21 protein-coding genes are annotated in these 19,478 nt (G+C 60.7%); 7 read left to right on the top strand and 14 right to left on the bottom strand.

From position 1 onward, the window contains the following. Position 1 precedes the first annotated feature (1 nt). The 4 genes from PYH37_RS03500 to PYH37_RS03485 form a co-directional block, all read right to left on the bottom strand. Complete coding sequence (locus tag PYH37_RS03500) at positions 2-1,927, bottom strand: beta-N-acetylhexosaminidase (RefSeq protein ID WP_280732042.1); 1,926 nt, start codon at positions 1,925-1,927, stop codon at positions 2-4. 23 nt (positions 1,928-1,950) lie between these two features. Beyond that, positions 1,951-2,727, bottom strand: coding sequence for an SDR family oxidoreductase (locus PYH37_RS03495; protein WP_280732041.1), 777 nt, complete (start codon positions 2,725-2,727; stop codon positions 1,951-1,953). Positions 2,728-2,746: 19 nt separating this feature from the next. After that, on the bottom strand, positions 2,747-3,610 hold the full coding sequence (locus PYH37_RS03490; protein WP_280732040.1) for a MurR/RpiR family transcriptional regulator: 864 nt from the start codon (positions 3,608-3,610) through the stop codon (positions 2,747-2,749). Positions 3,611-3,686: 76 nt separating this feature from the next. Beyond that, on the bottom strand, positions 3,687-4,121 hold the full coding sequence (locus PYH37_RS03485; protein WP_280732039.1) for a RidA family protein: 435 nt from the start codon (positions 4,119-4,121) through the stop codon (positions 3,687-3,689). A gap of 181 nt (positions 4,122-4,302) precedes the next feature. Here PYH37_RS03485 and PYH37_RS03480 point away from each other — a divergent pair, with 181 nt between their 5' ends. The 5 genes from PYH37_RS03480 to PYH37_RS03460 are packed head-to-tail and all read left to right on the top strand — an operon-like array spanning position 4,303 to position 7,128. Then, positions 4,303-4,725 (top strand): hypothetical protein, encoded by a 423-nt coding sequence (locus PYH37_RS03480; RefSeq protein WP_280732038.1) that lies wholly within the window; start codon positions 4,303-4,305, stop codon positions 4,723-4,725. Positions 4,726-4,751: 26 nt separating this feature from the next. After that, a complete protein-coding gene (locus PYH37_RS03475) occupies positions 4,752-6,227 on the top strand; it encodes a M81 family metallopeptidase (RefSeq protein WP_280732037.1) in 1,476 nt (491 codons plus the stop codon). Between the two features lie 53 nt (positions 6,228-6,280). Then, complete coding sequence (locus PYH37_RS03470; RefSeq protein ID WP_280732035.1) at positions 6,281-6,475, top strand: hypothetical protein; 195 nt, start codon at positions 6,281-6,283, stop codon at positions 6,473-6,475. Positions 6,476-6,524: 49 nt separating this feature from the next. Then, complete coding sequence (locus PYH37_RS03465; RefSeq protein WP_342394637.1) at positions 6,525-6,908, top strand: SDR family NAD(P)-dependent oxidoreductase; 384 nt, start codon at positions 6,525-6,527, stop codon at positions 6,906-6,908. A 10-nt stretch (positions 6,909-6,918) separates the two neighbouring features. Continuing rightward, positions 6,919-7,128: an SDR family oxidoreductase gene (locus tag PYH37_RS03460; RefSeq protein WP_342394636.1), complete on the top strand. Its 210-nt coding sequence runs from the start codon at positions 6,919-6,921 to the stop codon at positions 7,126-7,128. 40 nt (positions 7,129-7,168) lie between these two features. Here PYH37_RS03460 and PYH37_RS03455 read toward each other — a convergent pair whose 3' ends face one another. From PYH37_RS03455 to osmF, 10 genes are all read right to left on the bottom strand, one after another. Next, positions 7,169-7,660 (bottom strand): GNAT family N-acetyltransferase, encoded by a 492-nt coding sequence (locus PYH37_RS03455; protein WP_280732033.1) that lies wholly within the window; start codon positions 7,658-7,660, stop codon positions 7,169-7,171. 14 nt (positions 7,661-7,674) lie between these two features. Continuing rightward, positions 7,675-8,808: an ABC transporter ATP-binding protein gene (locus tag PYH37_RS03450; RefSeq protein WP_280732032.1), complete on the bottom strand. Its 1,134-nt coding sequence runs from the start codon at positions 8,806-8,808 to the stop codon at positions 7,675-7,677. An 86-nt stretch (positions 8,809-8,894) separates the two neighbouring features. Then, a complete protein-coding gene (locus PYH37_RS03445; RefSeq protein WP_280732031.1) occupies positions 8,895-10,109 on the bottom strand; it encodes an ABC transporter substrate-binding protein in 1,215 nt (404 codons plus the stop codon). A 35-nt stretch (positions 10,110-10,144) separates the two neighbouring features. Further along, the gene (locus PYH37_RS03440; RefSeq protein WP_280732030.1) at positions 10,145-11,002 is read right to left on the bottom strand and encodes a carbohydrate ABC transporter permease; all 858 of its coding nucleotides are present in this window, start codon (positions 11,000-11,002) and stop codon (positions 10,145-10,147) included. Beyond that, positions 10,999-11,883 (bottom strand): carbohydrate ABC transporter permease, encoded by an 885-nt coding sequence (locus tag PYH37_RS03435; RefSeq protein ID WP_280732029.1) that lies wholly within the window; start codon positions 11,881-11,883, stop codon positions 10,999-11,001. Before PYH37_RS03435 ends, PYH37_RS03440 begins: the two co-directional genes overlap by 4 nt. 13 nt (positions 11,884-11,896) lie before the next feature. Beyond that, a complete protein-coding gene (locus tag PYH37_RS03430; RefSeq protein WP_280732028.1) occupies positions 11,897-13,057 on the bottom strand; it encodes a Gfo/Idh/MocA family protein in 1,161 nt (386 codons plus the stop codon). A 214-nt stretch (positions 13,058-13,271) separates the two neighbouring features. Further along, the gene (locus tag PYH37_RS03425) at positions 13,272-14,027 is read right to left on the bottom strand and encodes an ABC transporter permease (protein ID WP_280732513.1); all 756 of its coding nucleotides are present in this window, start codon (positions 14,025-14,027) and stop codon (positions 13,272-13,274) included. Continuing rightward, positions 14,027-14,965, bottom strand: coding sequence for an ABC transporter ATP-binding protein (locus tag PYH37_RS03420; protein WP_280732027.1), 939 nt, complete (start codon positions 14,963-14,965; stop codon positions 14,027-14,029). The genes PYH37_RS03425 and PYH37_RS03420 overlap by 1 nt, the downstream gene beginning before the upstream one ends. Beyond that, positions 14,962-16,128, bottom strand: coding sequence for an ABC transporter permease (locus PYH37_RS03415; RefSeq protein WP_280732026.1), 1,167 nt, complete (start codon positions 16,126-16,128; stop codon positions 14,962-14,964). The genes PYH37_RS03420 and PYH37_RS03415 overlap by 4 nt, the downstream gene beginning before the upstream one ends. Before the next feature lie 108 nt (positions 16,129-16,236). Next, the gene (osmF, locus tag PYH37_RS03410; RefSeq protein ID WP_280732025.1) at positions 16,237-17,154 is read right to left on the bottom strand and encodes a glycine betaine ABC transporter substrate-binding protein OsmF; all 918 of its coding nucleotides are present in this window, start codon (positions 17,152-17,154) and stop codon (positions 16,237-16,239) included. Positions 17,155-17,509: 355 nt separating this feature from the next. Between osmF and PYH37_RS03405 the strand changes: the two genes are divergently transcribed. Together PYH37_RS03405 and PYH37_RS03400 are read left to right on the top strand one after the other, a co-directional pair. Then, a complete protein-coding gene (locus PYH37_RS03405; RefSeq protein WP_280732024.1) occupies positions 17,510-17,971 on the top strand; it encodes a DUF4126 domain-containing protein in 462 nt (153 codons plus the stop codon). Next, entirely contained in the window at positions 17,968-19,344 is a 1,377-nt protein-coding gene (locus PYH37_RS03400; RefSeq protein WP_280732023.1) for an FAD-containing oxidoreductase, read from the top strand. Before PYH37_RS03405 ends, PYH37_RS03400 begins: the two co-directional genes overlap by 4 nt. Positions 19,345-19,478: the final 134 nt, after the last annotated feature.

Raw genomic sequence — 19,478 nt, 5'->3', positions numbered from 1 at the left:
GTCACGCTCGCAAAATCGGGGTCAGAGGTGCGATCGCGGCGAAACGCTGCCAGTCCTTTTGGGACCTCGGCGTCCAGGCCGCTTCGGCGATGGCGGGCAGGCGCGGAAAGACGAGGCGATTGAAATAGCCGCGCGACAGGAAGTGCTCCGACCAGATGCAGGCCTGCACGCCCTTCATGCGGCCCTTCAAGTCTTCCGGAAACTCGCCCTCCGCCTCATAGGCATAAGTATGCGCCGGTGTTGCCGTGCCGGCCCAGCTCGCGCCTGGCTCCTGCCAGGCTTCCGCCTGTGCCATGTCGAGGTAATAGGCCTGCCCCGGCGTCATGACGACGTCGTAGCCCTCGCGCGCCAGTTCAATTCCGACCTTCGGGTTCTCCCAGGCCATCAGCAGCGTGCCCTCGGTTCCGACGCCACCACCATGGGCGACCTCGTTCCAGCCGACGAGCTTTCGGCCGCGCGCCGTCAGCATCTGCTTCACCTTTTTGAGGAAGTAGGATTGCAGAGCGAAGGTGCCGGAGATGCCCTCCTCTTCCATCAGCCTGCGCGCTAAGGGCGACGCCAGCCAGGATCCATCCGCCACCTCATCCCCGCCGACATGAATATATTGGCTCGGAAAGAGTCCGACCATTTCATCGAACACCTTTTCGAGGAATTCATAGGTCAGCGGGATAGCGGGGTTAAGCGCGTTGTTGGGATAACCCTGGACCGAATGATAGCTCTCGGGCGCCTCCTGCCCATCGGCAAGCTCCGGGAGCGCGATGAGCGCGGCGGTGCTGTGGCCGGGAATGTCGATCTCCGGAACGACCTCGACATTGAGCGCAGCGGCGTGCGCCACGATGGCCTTCACGTCCTCCTGGCTATAGAAGCCGCCGACTGGGTCGGCGCCGTTGCCGAGCTGCGGCAGCATCGGCTCGTCGGGGCCGCGCAAGACACCGAGCGTCGTCAGGGTCGGATAGGCCCTGATCTCCAGCCGCCAAGCCTCGTCGTCAGTCAGATGCCAGTGGAAGACATTGAGCTTGAACCAAGCAAGAATATCGATGAGGCGAGCGACATCGGCAGTCGGATAGAATTGCCGCGAGACATCGAGATGGCAACCGCGCCAACCGTAGCGAGGCGCATCGGAAATACTCCCCTGTACCGGGAAGCGGAATTTACTCGGCTCATGGCGGGCGCCGTTGAGAAGCTGCGCAAGCGTCGTCAGAGCGTATTGTCGGCCGGCGGATGCGCCGTAGTCCAGGCGAACTTCTTCATTGGTGAAGTGAAGCGCGTAAACCTCCGGTGCGAGATGCGTTTTCCTCGTGAAGACGATCCCGCGCCCCTGCTTTGATGCAGCAAGACTGAAAGGAGCATGTCCCGCCGGAAAGAGTCGATGGAAAAGCGCCAGAACATTCGAGATCGCGTTGATCTCGTCTGCACTGCTGCCGGTTGCCGGGTAGAGAACCACCGGAAAACCATCGCCCGGCACGGCGTCGATCTCCGCCGGCCAGGGTTGCAGCGCAAAAGGTAGATCGAGCCTGCCCTCTGGCAAGCGTACCGGAGGCGGCTCACTCATTGCCCCTTCGAGGAGAAGATCGGAAACAGCCACAGGTACATGCCGGCCATTCGAAAGCGTCAGGTAGGCCGACTTTGCCCCGTCCGTGCAATGTTTTGCCGGCCGATGAAGGCCACTGACGGTAAAGGTCCAGCCTTCTCCAGGCCGGAGCGTCGTGCCCGCGAGCGGCGCGAATTCATGGAAATTGGCGTTGCGGCGCAGGAAGGTGGCATTGTCGCAAGCCGACGGGTCAACAATGCGGGTCAGCGAAGTATAGGCGAGACGGAAGCCGCTGAGCGGCCGATCCGACAGGTTGAAGAGTGTGAAGGTGAAGCGTCCGCATGGCCCGCCGTCCGGTTCCCAGACAGATTCGAGGCGATAAGAGACCGGCAGCATTGGCATCCTCCAAATAGGAAACGTCAGTAGTGGCTGGACTGCGAAAAGGTGCGGGCGAGTTCGGCTTGGCCTGCGGTGAGCCCGCAATCGACCGGCAGGCAGACGCCGGAAATGGCGCTTGCCTGCGGGCCCGCCAGGAAATGGACGGCATTGGCGACGTCTTCCGGATTGACGATGCACTGAAGCGGATACCAGCGCTTTGCCTCTTCGAAGACCTGAGGGTTCGCCGCGGCGCGTGCTTCCCAGGCCTGGGTGCGGACGGTGCCCGGCGCCACGGCATTCGAGCGGATGCCGAACTTGCCATATTCGACGGCAATCAACCGGGTCAAATGGAGGAGACCCGCCTTGGCGGCGCTATAGGCCGGATGGCCAAAGACGCTCATGCCGTTAACGGAGGCGATGTTGACGACCGAACCCCTCGTCTCCTTCAACATATTCTCGACTGCCCGGAAGCAAAGGAAGGCGGCCTCCAAGTTGAGTGCATTATCCATCCGCCAGATATCCTGCGTCGTATCGTGCAGGCTAACCGCGCGCGCCGCCCCCGCATTGTTGACGAGCGTGCGAACTGCTCCGATCGCGCCTGCGGCTGCAGCCATAGAGGCTACGCTCGCAGCGTCGGTGACGTCACACGAAAACGCTGCGAACCGCCCCGCTTCGCCCAGATCGCGCGCGACTTTCTCCGCAGCATCGCGGTCGATGTCGGCGAGCAGGATCACGTCGTGATCGTCGGCAAGGCGTCGGGCGATCGCGCGGCCGATATCACCCGCCGCCCCGGTCACGATCGCTACGGATTTTGTCATGCGGGCTTCCTGTGGCACGTCAGTCTCCGAGAAGCTGGCGATCGTCGCCATCCCTGTGCACGACCAGTTGCTGCTTGATCCGCCTCAGTGTCGTCGTCGCCTGCGGCTGGATGCGGTAGGCGACGAGGCTGGCAACGATATCAAGCAGCGCCAGATAGGCGATGCGCGTGGATGTTGGACGATAGATGTTGTTGCCCTCCGGCAGGTCGACCGGCACGGTGATATCGGCCGCTTGTGCCACCGGGCTGCCGCCTTGGGTGAGCGCAATCGTTGCCACCTTGGCTTCGCGGGCGAGCGTAAAAGCGCGCACCAGCTCGGCATTGCGACCCGAAAAGGACGAGCCGATGAGCACATCGGTGGGCTTGGCCGCCGCCGCCATCATCAATTGCATGCTGTGGTCGGAGCTCGACGTTATGCGCAAGCCGAGACGAAACAGGCGATTTTGCAATTCGCTTGCAATCATCGACGAATTGCCGCCGGAACCGAAAGCGTAAATCATTTCCGCACTGGCCAGTCGGTCGGTCGCCCGCTCGATCGCCACCAGGTCGAGGGAACGGTGCAGCAGAAACAGCGCGTTCTGCGCCTTGGTGATGATGTCCTGCGCGACATCAGCCGGCTCCCGGCTCTTCGGCTCGGGCTTGAGATACCTCATGCCTATGTAGGCAGTGCGCGCCAACTGGACCTTGAAATCGGAGAAGCTCTCGCAACCGAGACGCCGGCAGAAGCGCGTAACCGTCGGCGGCGACACGTCCGCCTTCCCCGCAAGCTCGATGATCGAGGCGTTCACCGCAAACTCGAAGTCATTGAGCAGGATATCGGCAATGCGACTCTCCGACTGGGAAAGCCGCCCCTTTTCCTCCTGCAGTGTCGCGAAAATATCCATCGAACGGCCATCCCTTCAGATCACGTGTGTGATTTGGGTTGAATGGACCGAAAATCACCCACGTGATCGACTCTACTTAGATGCGGGCGGAAAACCGCACGCACTTCTCATCTCGCATTATATCAGGCGTCCTTCTGCTATACGCGACGCAGTCGATCTCCACCTTGCAGTCGACCATCATCGAAGACTGAACGCAGGCGCGCGCCGGCGGATGAACCCCGAAATATTCCTGATAGATCTTGTTGAAACTCCAGAAATCGCGCGCGTCGTCTAGCCAGACACCGTCCCTTACGACGTGCTCGACACTGTAACCGGCCTCTTTCAAAATGGTCAGAAGATTGCCGATCGCCTTGTGCGTCTGCGCCACGATATTGCCGCTGACGACCTCGCCGTCTTCCATGGCCACTTGACCGGACACGTGCAGCCATCCGTCCGCCTCGACAGCACGCGCGAAAGGCAATGACTCGCCGCCTGCCTCGACCTGCTCGGCATCGTAACGTTTGATGGGCATCAGAGACCTTGTGCAAATTATTTTCTTCAACCGTTGACAAGTGACCATAGAAAGCCGAATTTGACCAGAGAAAAACGTCATTTATGAAAAGAATTTCAATCTAGGGCGAAACAATGCGGGATCCCTTCCAGAACCCATTCCCCACTTCGATACCGCGCGACGTTCGATCTGGGAGATGCTGGTGCCAAGGGACATCGATGCTTTCCTCGCTGCCGACTGGCCCATGGTCGCCGAGGATTTCGTGGAGGATGGCTTCATCGGCATCGATGGAAGGCGGGAAACGAATCCGGATAAATGGCGCCTCGCCTTTCCGTCGCTTACAGCTTACCGCGACGAATGGCTGCGCCAGGCGAGGGATTTCGCCGGTCAATCCTTTGCCGAGGACCCGCGCGCGGCCATCTTCGCCACCACCACGCTCGCGGACATCGAGATCAACGGCGACCAGGCGCTGGCGCGCAAGAAATTCGACGGCGGCCTGAAGAAAGCCGATGGCGGCTTCGACGTCATGAAGTGGCAGACCGTCTATTACTGCCGCCGGCAGGAAGACCGCTGGAAAATTTGCGGCTTCACAGGCTACCTGCCCAATCCGATGGGTTCCAACTAGAGCGGGGCGAGGAAAAGGCGACGGCATTGCGTATCTTCACGGCGGCCCTGGCGACCGAAACAAACACCTTCTCGCCCATCTGCATCGACAAACGCGCTTTCGAAGCCTCGCTCTACGCGCCAGCCGGCAAACACCCGGAGACCCCTACGCTCTGCACAGCGCCGATCACCGTCGGCCGACGAGTCGCCGCAGAGAAGGGCTGGCAGTTGATCGAGGGAACGGCTGCCTGGGCGGACCCGGCCGGCCTTGTCAATCGCGAGACCTATGAAACGCTGCGCGACGAGATCATAGATCAGTTGCATGCGGCCCTTCCTGTCGATGCCGTCATTCTCGGCCTGCATGGAGCGATGGTCGCCGACGGCTACGAGGACACGGAAGGCGACCTCCTGACGCGCGTTCGTGCCATCGTCGGTCCGGACGTGCTCGTCTGCGCCGAACTCGACCCGCACAGCCATCTCACTCAGAAGCGGGTCGCGGCCGCCGATTTCTTCGTCTTCTTCAAGGAATTTCCGCATACCGATTTCGTCGACCGCGCCGAGGATCTGTGGCGCATTGCGATCGACACGCTCGAAGGCCGCATCAAACCGGTAATGTCGGTTTTCGATTGCCGGATGATCGACGTGTTCCCGACCTCGCGCGAGCCAATGCGCAGCTTCGTCGACAAACTCATAAGGATCGAGAAGGATAATGCCGACGTTCTGTCGCTTTCCGTCGTGCATGGCTTCATGGCCGGCGACGTTCCGGAAATGGGTACGAAGATGATTGCGGTGACCGACGGCAATCCGGAAAAGGGCCAGGCTCTGGCCCGCGAACTCGGGCTCGAACTTTTTGCCAAGCGCGGCACATTCCGCATGCCGGAGATCGACGAGCGCCAGGCCGTCGCCGAGGCGATCGCCACAACCGCCGGTCCGGTGGTGATCGCCGACATGTGGGACAATCCGGGCGGCGGCACGGCCGGCGACGCGACGGTCGTCCTCGAAGAGTTGCTCGCCAACGGCGTCACCGATGCGGCGATCGGCACCATCTGGGATCCGATGGCGGTGCAGATCTGCATGGCGGCCGGCCAAGGCGCCGAGATACCGTTGCGCTTCGGCGCGAAGTCCGCGCCCGGCACCGGCAATCCGATCGACGGCAAGGTAAAAGTCATGCGCCTGGTGCGGAATGCCGAAATGCGGTTCGGAGAGAGCTTCGCGCCTTTCGGCGACGCAGCGCATATTCAATATCGCGGCATCGACATCATTTTGAATTCCACGCGCGCGCAGAGCTTCGACCCGAGCCTGTTCTCGGTAATGGGCATCGATCCGCAATCGAAGAAGATCCTCGTGGTCAAATCGACGAACCATTTCTACGCTTCGTTCTCGAAGATCGCCTCGAAAGTCCTCTATTGCTCGGCTGGAACGCCCTACCCGAACGATCCGGCAAAAACGCCCTATCGGCGGGCGCGGCGCGACATCTGGCCGATGATTCTCGATCCGCACACGCCGGAAAGGGGCGCGGCTTGATAGGGCAGTAACCCGAACCAGAGAATGGTCTGAAGCTGAGGAGAGCCTGCTGAGTGGGTGACCGCTTCGCCTATCAAGTGGCGAAGGAGCATGGATGCCGGCTGCTCTACATCGGGGAGGATTTCGCGAAGACATCGAGAGCGCTTCAGCAACAGCAAGATGAACTCGTCGCCGCTTCCTTCAGCCACGATGCGAAGATCTCGGCAGCCGTGTTAAGCCGTCGGTCTTCCGGCAAAATGAGCCAATAAACAGCTTCGAGAGACGGCGCGAGCGATCAGCGAAGAATACGGCGCGAAAGTGGAGATCGTGGCTGCAGACGTGACGACGGAAGAAGGCCGCAATGCCCTCCTTCGAGCGGAGCCGCGATCCGACATTCTCATCACCAATGCCGGCGGCCCGCCGCCCGGCGATTGGTCAGCCGTCACGGAAGACAATTGGCGCGAAGCGGTAACGACCAACATGCTGGCACCGATCCTACTCATGAAGGCTGTGCTTCCCAGCATGATCGAGCGGCAATGGGGACGGATCGTCAACATCACCTCGGCCTCGGTCAAGTCGCCGATCCCCGAACTCTGTCTCTCCAACGGCGCCCGCAGCGGCCTCACCGGCTTCGTCGCCGGGACCGCGCCAGGTCGCGCGTCACGGCGTCGTCATCAACAACCTGCTGCCCGGATCGCATGACACAGAGCGCATGGAACAGCTCCTAGAAAAGACCGCCCGGGCGCGGAGTATCTCGCTCGAGGAGGCCCGCGCCGAGGAACATGCGCAAAATCCCACGGGGCGCGTCGGTACCACAAGCGAGTTCGGCGCCGCGGCGGCATTCCTTTGCAGCCAATATGCAGGCTATATCGTCGGCCAGAACCTGCTGCTGGATGGCGGCGCGTTCAACTCGACCCTCTGAAACGCCGAACAGGCGCAGGTCTTCGGGGAACGCGCAGCATTCAATCGACGATGCGTCGAGCCATGACGATATCGTCGATCTCCTGGCCATTATGAAGAATACCGCCGGGAATACGGCCGACCTGCGCAAATCCCTCGCGCAAGTAGAAGCGGATAGCCACGGCGTTTTCCGCGCTGACCGCCAGCTCCAACTGCCGGATGCCTTCATGCCGCGCATGATCCACAAGCGTTTGAAGCAGCATCCGCGCAACGCCGGTTCCCCGCAGGCTCGCCTGCAGATAGACCATGACTACGGTTGCCCGATGCGCCATCTTACTGGCGCGCTGACGCATCAAGCCCATAATGCCTACCGGCTCGTCGCCGCGAAAGGCAACGAAAACAGCATTATCGATCATTCGACGGCGCCATTCATCATCCGCCAGATTTTCCCAATCTTCGATGCTGCTGGCAAATGAGGCGGGCTCGGTGCGCAGGGCCTCCAACCGAATGCGCCGGAAGATTCCCACGTCGTCGATACTGAGCAGTCGGATCATCGAGGCGTCCAAGTTTAGGCGGCCGCCGGATCGAGTAGCGCCATGTCGATATCAGTCATCTCGACGCGGCGTTCGAATGCGATCCCGCTTTCGTCGAAGAGATGGCAATCGGCAGCCCGAATACCGGTCTTGACCTGTTCATCCGCGCGCACTGCGACGGTTCCAGGCATCATGGCGCAATAGTTCTCGCCCTCGCCTCCAAGAGAGGCATAGGCCACTGTGTGAGCGCCGAGGCGCTCGATGACTGACGGCGTGACCGTCAGCGTCAAATCTCCGGAACCTATCTGGATGTGCTCCGGCCGGACGCCGAGCGTCAAAGTCTTGCCAGTGATGCCGCCGCGCGGTGCGACTGGAACCACCGCCGTTTGTCCCTTGTATTCGACCTCGACGCCGGCGTCGCTCACGCCTTTGCAGGCGACGGGCAGGAAGTTCATCTTTGGATTGCCGATGAAGCCGGCGACGAAGGTATTGGCCGGCTTGTGATAAAGCTCGAGCGGCGCGCCGGTCTGCGCAATCTCGCCGGCGTTCAGCACGACGATCCGGTCCGCCATCGTCATCGCCTCGACCTGGTCGTGCGTGACGTAGATCATCGTTGCCTTCAATTGCCGGTGCAGTTTCGCAAGTTCGATGCGCATGTCGGCGCGCAGCGCCGCGTCGAGGTTTGACAGCGGCTCGTCGAAAAGGAAAATCTTCGGCTCACGAACGATCGCCCGGCCGATCGCAACACGCTGGCGTTGCCCGCCCGAAAGCATGCCCGGCTTCTGCTGCAACCGTTGATCGAGATGGAGAATGCGTGCGGCATTCTCGACCCTCGCCTTCAGTTTCTCCTCCGGCATTTTCTCCACGCGCAACGGAAAGGCGATGTTTTCGAAAACCGTCATGTGCGGATAGAGCGCGTAGGACTGGAAGACCATCGCAATGCCGCGCTTGACTGGCGGCAGGTCGTTGACCCGTCTCCCGTCGATCACGATATCGCCGGCTGTCGTCTCGTCGAGACCTGCGATCATTCGGAGCAAGGTGGACTTGCCACAGCCCGAGGGGCCGACAAAGACCACGAATTCGCCGTTCTTCACCTCAAGCTGCACGCTCTTCAGTACCTCGAACGTGCCGTAGAATTTCCGAACTTTGTCGAGTTTGAGCTGTCCCAAGAATCTGTCTCCGGCCACCGCCGCAAAGCGGCATTTCCGCGAATAAAGAAGGGACCGCGAAGCCGACGCGCGCGGTCCCCGAGGACTTACTTGTATTGTTCGAGATCGGCCGCCGCCTTCTTCAACGCGTCGGCCGGCTCCGCCTTGCCGGTGACGACCGACTGGACCATCTCGATCATCGTGTTCTGCAAGCCCTTATAGTCGGTAAAGAGCGGTTCCGGCCCGCCGAAGGAGATACCGTCGATGAAGGGCTTCCAGTAAGGATTGGCCGCGACCATGTCGTCCACCGCCTTGCCCGGACGCAGCGGCGTCAAGCCTTCCTGCCCTTCGTAGATCGGCTGGTTTTCGGGATTGGTCAGGAATTTTGCGAATTCGATCGCCTTCTCTTCGACGCCGGTGCCACTAAACACGGCAAGGCTGTCGGTGATTAGAAGCGTACCTGGCCCCTTGGCACTCGGACCGAGCGGCAGCGGGGCGACACCCCAGTCGATCTTCGTCTCTTTGAGCCGGTTCACGGCTCCGACTGAAGCGTGAATCATGCCGAGCTTGCCGTCGAGGAAGATCGCCCGCACTTCGTTCTGTTCATAGGAGGTCGGCCCCTCCTCGGCATAGGGGACGATGTCCGTCAGCGCTGTCAGCGCCTCCAGGTTTTCCTTGCTGTCGAGAGTAATGTTGCCGTCGGCGTCGATCACCGAGCCGTTATTGGTGTAAACCCAGTGCAGAAACTGATGCATGGTGTTGTCGAAGGTCTTGGCGACGACGCCGAAGCCGGCGATGCCGGTCTTTTCCTTGATCGTCTTTGCGTATTCCAGTTCTTCCGCCCAGGTCTTCGGCGGTTTCTCGGGATCAAGGCCGGCCTGCTTGAACAATGCCTTGTTCCAGTAGAGCGACTTTGTGGAGAAGGCGACGGGAACGCCCCATTGCTTGCCGGCGGTCGTTACCGTGTCGATGATATAGGGATAGTAGGAAGCCTTCTCCTCTTCGGTGAAGGTGATCGGCACTATCAGTTCGTTGTCGGCGAATTCCTTCAAAGTGCGCGAGCCGACATAGGCAAGCGCCACCGGCGTGCCGGAAGCCGCGAGCGTCGTCACCTTGTCCTGGCACTGGCCCCAGCCGACCACTTCCGCGGCGATCTTGTAGCCCGGATTGGCCTCCTCCCATTTCTTGATGAAGTCGGCGTGAGCCGGCTGCATCTTGTCGCCGCATTCCAGGAAGCTGATCTCGGTGTCGGCGAGCGCCGGCAATGCGGTACTGACGATGAGCGCAAAAGTTCCGGCAATCAATGAGGCATGTTTTGTCATGGTATTCCCCTCGCTTATGAAGCTCGTTGTTGCGGTTACTGTTTCACGGCGCCGGCGGTCAGGCCCGCGACGAGATAGCGTTGCATCAGGAAGATGAGAATGACAGCCGGCGCGATGCCGACGAAGCTCGCCGCCATCAGTTCATTCCAGATGACTTCCTGCCGGCCGAAATAAGCATAGAGGCCGATCGGCAGCGGCATGTATTCGGTCCTCGAGTTGAAGGTCAGCGCGAAGATGAATTGCTGGGCATACGATCCGATGAAGGTCGTGATCGCGACAACGGTAATGCCGGGCATAGCGATCGGCAGGATCACACGGCGGAGCGTATAGAGATGGCTTGCCCCGTCGACGAAGGCGGCTTCGTCCAGTTCGCGCGGAATGCGCATCATGTAGGTCCGCAGCAACCAGATGCCCGACGGAATGAGAAAAGCGACACCCGGTACGATCATCGCGAAATAGGTGTTGAGCACGCCGAAGCTGCGCATCAGCCGGAAAAGCGGAATGAGCAGCACCGCACCCGAAAACATGTTGACCGCCAGAAAGGCCGCAAGCAGCGGCCCGCTGCCGCGGAACCTGAACCGCGCAAAGGCATAGGCCGCCGGCACGACCAGAACGAGCACGATCACGGTGACGATCGTGGAAATGAAGAACGAATTGAAGATGTAACGGGCAAAGCCCGGCACGCTCACCCACATGCTGCGATAGGCGGCGAAAGAACCGTTCTCCGGCCAAAACCTGTAGGGTGAGGAGAACAGAAGCCCGAGCGGCTTCAGCGACACCAGAAAGCCTTCGACGAAGGGGGCGAGGATGAACGCCAGGAAGACGAAGATGCCTGCGTAGATACCGATCAGCTCGTACCAGCGATAGCGGTTGATCATGGCCGGTTGGCTCATCGGCTTTCTCCCGAGGCGAGACGATGCGTGACGCGGAAGTAGGCGAAGCAGAAAATCGACAGAAAGATGCAGATGAGCACAGCGCGGGCGGCACCCTCCCCGTATTTTTTCGAGCCGATCGCGGTGCGGTAGGTATCGATGATCATCGTCGTCGTGTCGCCGTTCGGCCCGCCCTGGGTGAGAATCCAGATGATGTCGAACGAGTTGAAGGTGGCGATCAGCGACAGCATCGACATGGTGATCATCGATGGCACGAGAAGCGGCAGAGTAATGCGGCGGAAACGGTAGAAACGCCCTGCTCCGTCCGTCCAGGCCGCCTCGTAGAGATCCTGCGGGATCGCCTGGATCGAGGCCAGCATGTAAAGGGTCACCAGCGGCACACCGATCCAGACATCGGTGATGATCGTTGCCCAAAATGCCGTCGAACCGTGGGCGAGGAAGGCGACAGGACCATCGACTAGGCCCCAGTTCTGCAGCATGCCGGAAATCATGCCGAACTGGCCATTATACATCCAGCCCCACATGAAGATGCCGATCGCCATCGGCACGATCCATGGGGGCATGGTGAGCACACGGAAGAGCGCCCGCCCCGGCACCGCCGAATTCAGCATCACTGCACCGAAGGTGCCGATGATCATCTTGATCGACACCGAAAAGGCGGTCCAGACGAAGGTGCGGATGATCACTTCCGCGAAGGTGCCGTTGAAGATCTTGTCGTAGTTGGCGGTGCCCACCCATTTGGTCGTTTTCTTCAGCGAGGCATCGGTGAAGGAGAGGATGAACGTATCCACCAGCGGATAGGCGACGATCACAGTCACATAGAGAACGGCAGGAAGAAGCAGGATCCAGGCGAAGATGATGGTGCTGCGGCGAACACTCATCCCGCGTCCCCTCTCAGGCCGCACGGGCGTGCAGGGCTTCATCGAAGCGATCCCAGAGCGGGCGCAGGTCGACGACCGTCCTCCTCGACCGCGCCTCATCCATGGAAAGCGCGAGGATACCTGCCTCGAGCGCATCGAGCGGCGAAACAGGCAACGAAGCGCCGTTCTTGACGTGAGCCAGAATGTCGGCCGCCATCTCCTCGTCCGCACCGTAGTGCTGTGAAAGTGCCGTCTCCTTGCGATATTTCTTCTCAAGAACCTTCTTGCCGGAAAGCACCTCATGCACATCGAGATAGCCGCGAATGAAGTCGCCTTCCGCCATGCCGCGCGACCCCATCACGCAGAAGCGGCGGAACTGGTCCGGCACGTTGAGATTGGTGTGAAAATTCATGGCGACGCCATTGGCGTATTCGATGATCGCAACCTGGTAGTCGATGATGTCGCCGTCGCTGTCGAAGACCTTGTCCGATCCGAGCCATCCGCTCGGTTTGCGGTGGAAGAGCTCCAGGTCGTTGATGCCGTCACGGGCGGGGTCATTCGCCGGAACGAAACTCTTGCGGCCGCCGAAGCTCGCTACGCGCTCCGGCCGCGCACCGACAACGCCATTATAGAGATCAAGATCATGGCAGCATTTCTCGAGCATGAAGCTGCCTGCGTAGCGTCCGTAGCGGCGCCAATCACGCATGAAGAATGCGCCATGATAGGGTTCGATGTGCTCTGCGGCTTCGATGGAAACGATCTCACCGAGCGTTCCCGCGGACTGGGCGTTACGCAGATCGCGATACATCGGTGCATAGCGCAGGACAAGACCGACCATCAGGCGATCATGCCCATGTTTCGCCAGGAGCTGCGCAAGTTCCAGGCTTTGCTCGATCGTGCTGACGATCGGCTTTTCGCAGAAAACCTTCAGCCCCGCTTCGAGACCGAGGCGGATATGATCGAGATGCATGTGGTTCGGTGAACCGATCATCAGGAGATCGAGCTTCTCGCCGGCAATCAGTTCCTGCGGCGAGGCATAGGCCTTGCCTGGAGAGATACCTTTCTCCGCGAGACTGGCCAGGCCGGCGGGTGCCGGATCGACATAGCCCACTATCTCGAAGCTTTCGTCGACCGCCTTGAAGACATAGCCCAGATACCCGAGACGGAATCCGAGTCCGATTATCCCGACTTTCATGCTGTGCCGTTCCCTTATGGCGTAATTTATTTTCGCAGACTGGGATAGATTTTTCATTGCGTCAACAAAAAACCGAGCAATCGGGCAAAACCTGAAATTCATTTTCATAGGGCACGCAGGATCTAGCGGACGGCTCGTTCGCGACTACGACTTTGACGCGTATCGAAGCCGTTGCAAGCGAGCGGGCGCGGAGCGCCACAGCGGTGCTTTCTAGCTAGGCGTGGACGCGACCGGAGAGCGCACGCTCCAAAGCCTGAAGCGCGTCGTGGATGAGGACCGCGAGTGCGGCCACAATCAACCCACCCTGCAGCACAAAGGCGAGGTTGTTCGACTGCAATCCGGCGATGATGACTTCGCCGAGCGTCTTGGCGGCAACGGTCGAGCCGATCGTTGCGGTTGCGAGACTGATGACGACGGAAAGGCGTATGCCCGTCAGGATCACTGGCAACGCCAGCGGAAGCTCGATCTTGATGAGGCGCTGGCGCTCGGTCATGCCCGCCCCGTGTGCAGCTTCCATCACCGCGGGCGGCAATGTCGTCAGGCCGGTAAGCGCATTCTCGAAGATCGGCAGCAGGCCATAAAGAAAAAGGGCAATCAGGGTCGGCTTTTCGCCGAAACCGAAAATCGGCACCGCCAGTGCGAGAACGGCCACCGGTGGGAACGTCTGGCCGATATTGACGAGGCTGCGCGAGAGCGGCAGGAATTCGGCGCCCGCCTTGCGCGTCACGACGATTGCCAGCGCGACTGCAACGAGCGTTGCCGCGAGCGTGGCGACAAATACCGTTCGAAGATGCAGGACCGTGAGCCAGAACAGGCTGCCCTGGTTGTAGACCGCGGGCGCATTCTCCTGCACGAGCGGCCGCAGCAAGGGCTCAAACCAGATGGGCTGCAGCAGGAATATCAGCAACAGCACAAGAACTGCCAGCCGAGTGAGATTGGGCAACCGAGCGAGATTGGGCAACCGCGCCATCATTGCGGTCTCGCCGCGCGCTTTACCAAGGCTTCGAGACTGATCTTGCCGATGATCGCGCCATCGGGTGCCGCGACCGGCAGCACCGACCGTCCCGACCACAGGAGCTCGGAAAGCGCATCCCGCTGGCTGAGTGTCGCCGGTATCGGCGTGCCCTCGGCCGAACCGGGCTCGACGGCATCACCTGCCGTTTCGATCGACAGCAACCGGAACGGTCTTTCGCTCGCGCCGATCAAAGTCTCCACGAAAGGCGTGGCAGGCTCGACCAGCATCTCGGCCGGCGTCGCGTATTGCACGACTTCGCCTTTGTCCATCACGGCGATCTTATCGGCCAGATGAAAAGCCTCTTCCATGTCGTGAGTGACCAGGATGATCGTCGTGCGAAAATGTTTCTGTATGGCGATCAGGTCGTCCTGCGCCTTGGCCCGGATGATGGGATCGAGGGCGCCGAAAGGTTCATCCATCAACAGCACGTTGGGTTCTGCCGCAAGCGCGCGCGCTACGCCGACCCGCTGTTGCTGGCCGCCCGAAAGCTCATGAGGGTAGCGCGGACCGAACGTGTCCGGATCGAGCTGGAAAAGCGTCAGCAGTTCTTCGACTTTGGCATTGATGCGCGCCTTCTCCCAGCCAAGAAGTGTCGGCACGGTGGCGATGTTCTGAGCGACCGTCCTGTGCGGAAACAGTCCGTGGCCCTGGATGGCGTAGCCGATGCGGCGGCGCAGCTCGAAATCCGGCACGGAGCGATTGTCTTCGCCATCGATGCTGATGGTCCCCGAGGTCGGCTCGACCAAGCGGTTGACCATTCTCACCAGCGTGGTCTTGCCAGACCCCGACGTGCCAACGACGACCGTGATCGTATGCGGTTCGACCGTTAGCGACACGTCGCTGACCACGGCCGTGTCTCCGTAACGTTTGGTAATGTGCTTGATCTCGATCATGCGGCGCTGCCATGGTTGCGGGTCGGTAAAGTCATTTCGATCAGAGCATCGAGGATGATAGCCGCCGCGAAGGCGAGGACGACGGTCGGCACCGCGCCGAGCAGCACGAGGTCCATGGCCGTCTGGCCAATACCCTGAAAGACGAAGACGCCAAAGCCGCCGCCGCCTATCAGGGCGGCGATCGTGGCAAGCCCGATATTCTGAACGAGCACAATGCGTATTCCGGTGAGGATCACGGGGAAGGCCAGCGGAAATTCGATGCGGGCAAGCCTTTGCCAATCGGTCATGCCGACGCCGCGCGCGGCATCATTTGCGTCGCGGGGCACGCCGGCAAGCCCGACGACCGTATTGGCGACCACCGGCAGCAAGGAATAGAGAAAAAGCGCGACAAAGGCAGGAGCGACCCCTATGCCGCGAATGCCGACCGCCGCGGCGCCCGGAACATGCGCCGCGATCCAGCCAAGCGGAGCGATCAGAATGCCGAAAAGGGCGATCGACGGAATCGTTTGAATGGCGTTCAGGACGTTCAGCACGCCGGCGCGGAGGCTTTCGACGCGATGGCAGAGGATGCCGAGCGGCAATCCAACAACGGTCGCGGCGGCGAGCGATCCGAGCGCAAGCGTCACGTGACGGCCGGCCTCCGTCCAGAAAATGTCAGCGCGGCTGGCGTATTCCTTCAGCATCGAAAGCCCGGCCCAGCCGCCGGCGACCAGCATTCCGCCCGCGAGCGCTAGCACCGCGGTGAGGAACAGAACCCGGACGATCGGGCCCGGATTGAGGCGCGTCAGCCCATCGGCGAGCAGAAGCGAGAAGGCGAAGACCACGACCCAGAAACCGGAGGCCGGAGAAACGCGGGCATAGGTATTCTCCGGTGGTGTCAGGTGGCCCGCCGCGATCCCGATCAGCATGCCCAGCGCGACAAGAACCGCGAAGGCCGCACTCATCCTCAAGAGGCTCGCAGTTTTGAGAAGGGCAACGCCGGCAGCCAAGATGACTAGGGCGAGAAGGAAATATGCAAGCGATGGCGGCAAGGCCTCCAGGACAGACTTCGCTTCGCCCTGGACGATGCGATTGGCCCGAAATGTTGCGAAAGGAGCAAGAGATGCGCCGTAGAGTGCGAGGCCAGCTATGATCACGCCGAGCTTGTCGAAACGGAGAGGCATGCGTTCCTTTCCTTCAAGCCGGCCAGATTAGCATTCGAGAGCCCCCGCTCTACGAATGGACAAGGGCGCGGCGGCGGTATCCGACCAGCGCCCTATCTCTTCGTCAAGTTATTTCAGGAAGCCGTTCTTCTTGAGGAAATCCTCGGCGACCGCCTTGGCGGGCTCGCCACCGACCTGCACACGGCCGTTGAGTTCCTGCAACGTCACCAGGTCAAGCTTTTCGAAGACCGGCTTCAGCAGGCTTTCTATCTCCGGATTTTCCTTCAGAACCGCTTCGCGGATAATCGGCGTCGGCTGATAGACCGGCTGCACGTTCTTGTCGTCCTCGAGCACGACGAGACCAGAGGGGGCGATACCGCCGTCCGTACCGTATACCATCGCTGCATTGGCGCCATTCGTCTGGTTTGCCGCAGCGGCGATCGTTGCCGCGGTGTCTCCGCCCGAAAGTGTGATGAGCTGCTCCGGTTTTAGAGTGAAGGAGTATGTCGTCTGGAAGGCGGGCAGCGCGGCTGCGGAATTGACGAATTCGGAGGAGGCCGCCAGCACGACCTCGCCACCGCTGCTGACATATTTGCCGAAGTCGGAAAGTGTTTTGAGATTGTTTTTCTCGGCAACATCCTTGCGCAGTGCGATAGCCCAGGTGTTGTTGGCGGGGGACGGCGTCAGCCAGACGATCTTGTTCGCCTCGTAATCGAGTTTCTTCGCCTGCTCATAGGCCTTGGCGGCGTCCTTCCAAGCCGGGTCATCAGCTTTTTCGAAGAAGAAGGCCGCGTTGCCGGTATATTCCGGATAGATGTCGATTTCGCCGGCGGTAATCGCCTTGCGCACGACCGGGGTAGCACCAAGCTGCACGCGATCCGTGGTCTTGATGTTGTTGGCATTCAGGACGGCGAGCATGATGTTGCCGAGAACGCTGCCTTCCGTGTCGATCTTTGAGGAAACGACGACGTCGGCCTCGGCCACAGCGGAGGTGAGTGCAAGGGCAAAGGCGGTACCGATAAGTGTCTTGATCAGGTTCAGGCGCATGATTGTCTCCCTCGATTGATCTCGCAGTTTGATCACGGATTTTCCGCTGCGTGCAGGTAAGCCATTCCATATATGGCAGGCTTTGGTGAAAAACAGAACGGTAGGCAGATCACGACCTCCGATCGAAGTCCTCGTGGCCGAGGGTGAAGTTGTCTCCTCAAGGACGTTGCAATCGGGGCTGAAGTCGGCCACTCTTTCATCCGGCCCCACTGCAGCCCGTTTTTTTCTCGGGGCCATAATACATCGATCCGCTGCTGCTTCATTTTGCGATGCCAGCATGATCCGAGACCGCTGAGAAAGACGCTCTTTCGGACCGCCGCTCGCACTATCTTTTGGAAACCGGTCGGGGGGATGCATGTCCATCTATGTTCTTGCGCTTCTCATCGGCGTCGTGGCAGGTCTGCGGGCAATGACGGCGCCCGCTGCTGTCAGCATTGCGGCCGCGGCCGGCTGGCTGCCCGTCGCGAATAGTTGGGCGGCCTTCATGGGCTACCGTTTCACGCCTTATATTTTCGGTCTTCTGGCGTTAGTGGAATATGTCACCGACCAGCTTCCAAGCACACCGAGCCGCAAGGTTCCGCAGCAATTCGGCGCGCGCGTCGTGAGCGGTGGCTTCTGTGGTGCAGTGATCGGCACCGCCGGCGGCTCGCTTACCGGCGGCGCGGTTGCCGGCGTAATCGGAGCTGTCATCGGCACGCTCGGCGGCTATGAAGCACGCAAGCGTCTCGTCGCGGCCATCGGCGGCAAGGACCTGCCGATCGCCCTTCTCGAAGATCTCGTCGCCATTCTGCTGGCGGTCTGGGTGGTGTCATCATGAGCAAACATTTCGATGCAATCATCATTGGCGCCGGCCAGGCCGGACCATCCCTCGCCGGGCGGCTTACGGCTGCCGGCAAATCCGTCGCCCTCGTAGAGCGCAAACTCTTCGGCGGCACCTGCGTCAATACCGGCTGCATGCCGACCAAGGCGATGGTCGCGAGCGCCTATGCGATCCATACCGCCCGCCGTGGCGCCGAATACGGCATGGCGGTCGGTGCCGTCTCCGTCGATTTCGCTCGGGTCATGGCGCGGAAGGAGAAGGTCCGCCTCGATGCCCGTTCCGGCGTCGAGAGCTGGCTCAAGGGGATGAAGAACTGCACTGTCTTCGAAGCCCACGCCCGCTTCGAAAGCCCGACCGAAATCCGCATAGGCGAGGAACTGATTTCCGGAGAGCAGATCTTTCTCAACACCGGTGCACGTGCGGCGGTGCCAGATTTTTCGGGTGTGGACGAGGTTTCCTATTTCACCAATAGCTCGATAATGGATCTCACAGAGCTTCCGGAACATCTCGTAATCATCGGCGGCAGCTATATAGGGCTCGAATTCGCTCAGATGTTCCGGCGCTTCGGCTCCAAAATAACTGTAATCGAAAAGGGTCCGCGACTGATCGCGCGGGAAGACCCGGACGTCTCCGACACCATTCGTGCGATTCTCGAAGAGGAAGGCATCCATGTCCGGCTGAATGCGGAATGCATTCGCTTCGCCAAGCATGAAGATGGGATTGCTGCCGGCGTCGATTGCACCTCAGGGCCACCGGAGGTCATCGGCTCTCATGTGCTGCTCGCCACCGGCCGCCGTCCCAACACGGACGACCTCGGGCTCGACAAGGCTGGCGTGAAAACCGATGCTCGCGGCTATATAGAGGTCGACGATTTCCTCCGCACGAACGTGCCGCATATTTTCGCGATGGGCGAGTGCAACGGCCACGGCGCCTTTACGCACACCGCGTATAATGATTTCGAGATCGTTGCCGCGGACCTGCTCGACAACGATACGCGCCGGGTCACCGACCGAATCCTGGCCTATGCGCTTTATATCGACCCGCCGCTCGGTCGCGCAGGAATGACCGAGACCGAGGCCCGCAAGAGCGGCCGCAAGCTGCTGATCGGCACCCGGCCTATGACGCGGGTCGGCCGCGCCGTCGAGAAGGGCGAGACACAAGGCTTCATGAAGGTGATCGTCGATGCCGATACCAAGGAAATCTTGGGCGCCTCGATCCTCGGCACGGGGGGCGACGAGGCGATCCAGAGCATCCTCGACGTCATGTATGCAAAGAGACCTTATACGACGATCACCCGCGCCGTGCACATCCACCCGACGGTATCGGAACTGATTCCGACCGTGTTCGGCGATCTGTCGCCTGCAACTTAGCGCAGTGTGCGGTTTTGCATCCAATTCGCCCCTTGTGTGTAGCGAATCAGCGATTGTACGGGCGCCACGGACCGGCGGCGAACGCCTCCGACCCTTTCTCGGAGTTCGCTGCGAATGATGGCCGGGTATCAGGC

It is taken from the genome of Sinorhizobium numidicum, from assembly GCF_029892045.1.
GTDB classification, from domain to species: Bacteria; Pseudomonadota; Alphaproteobacteria; order Rhizobiales; family Rhizobiaceae; genus Sinorhizobium; species Sinorhizobium numidicum.
The sequence above is the reverse complement of the archived record's forward strand: the minus strand, read 5'-3'. Positions and strand labels throughout refer to the sequence as shown.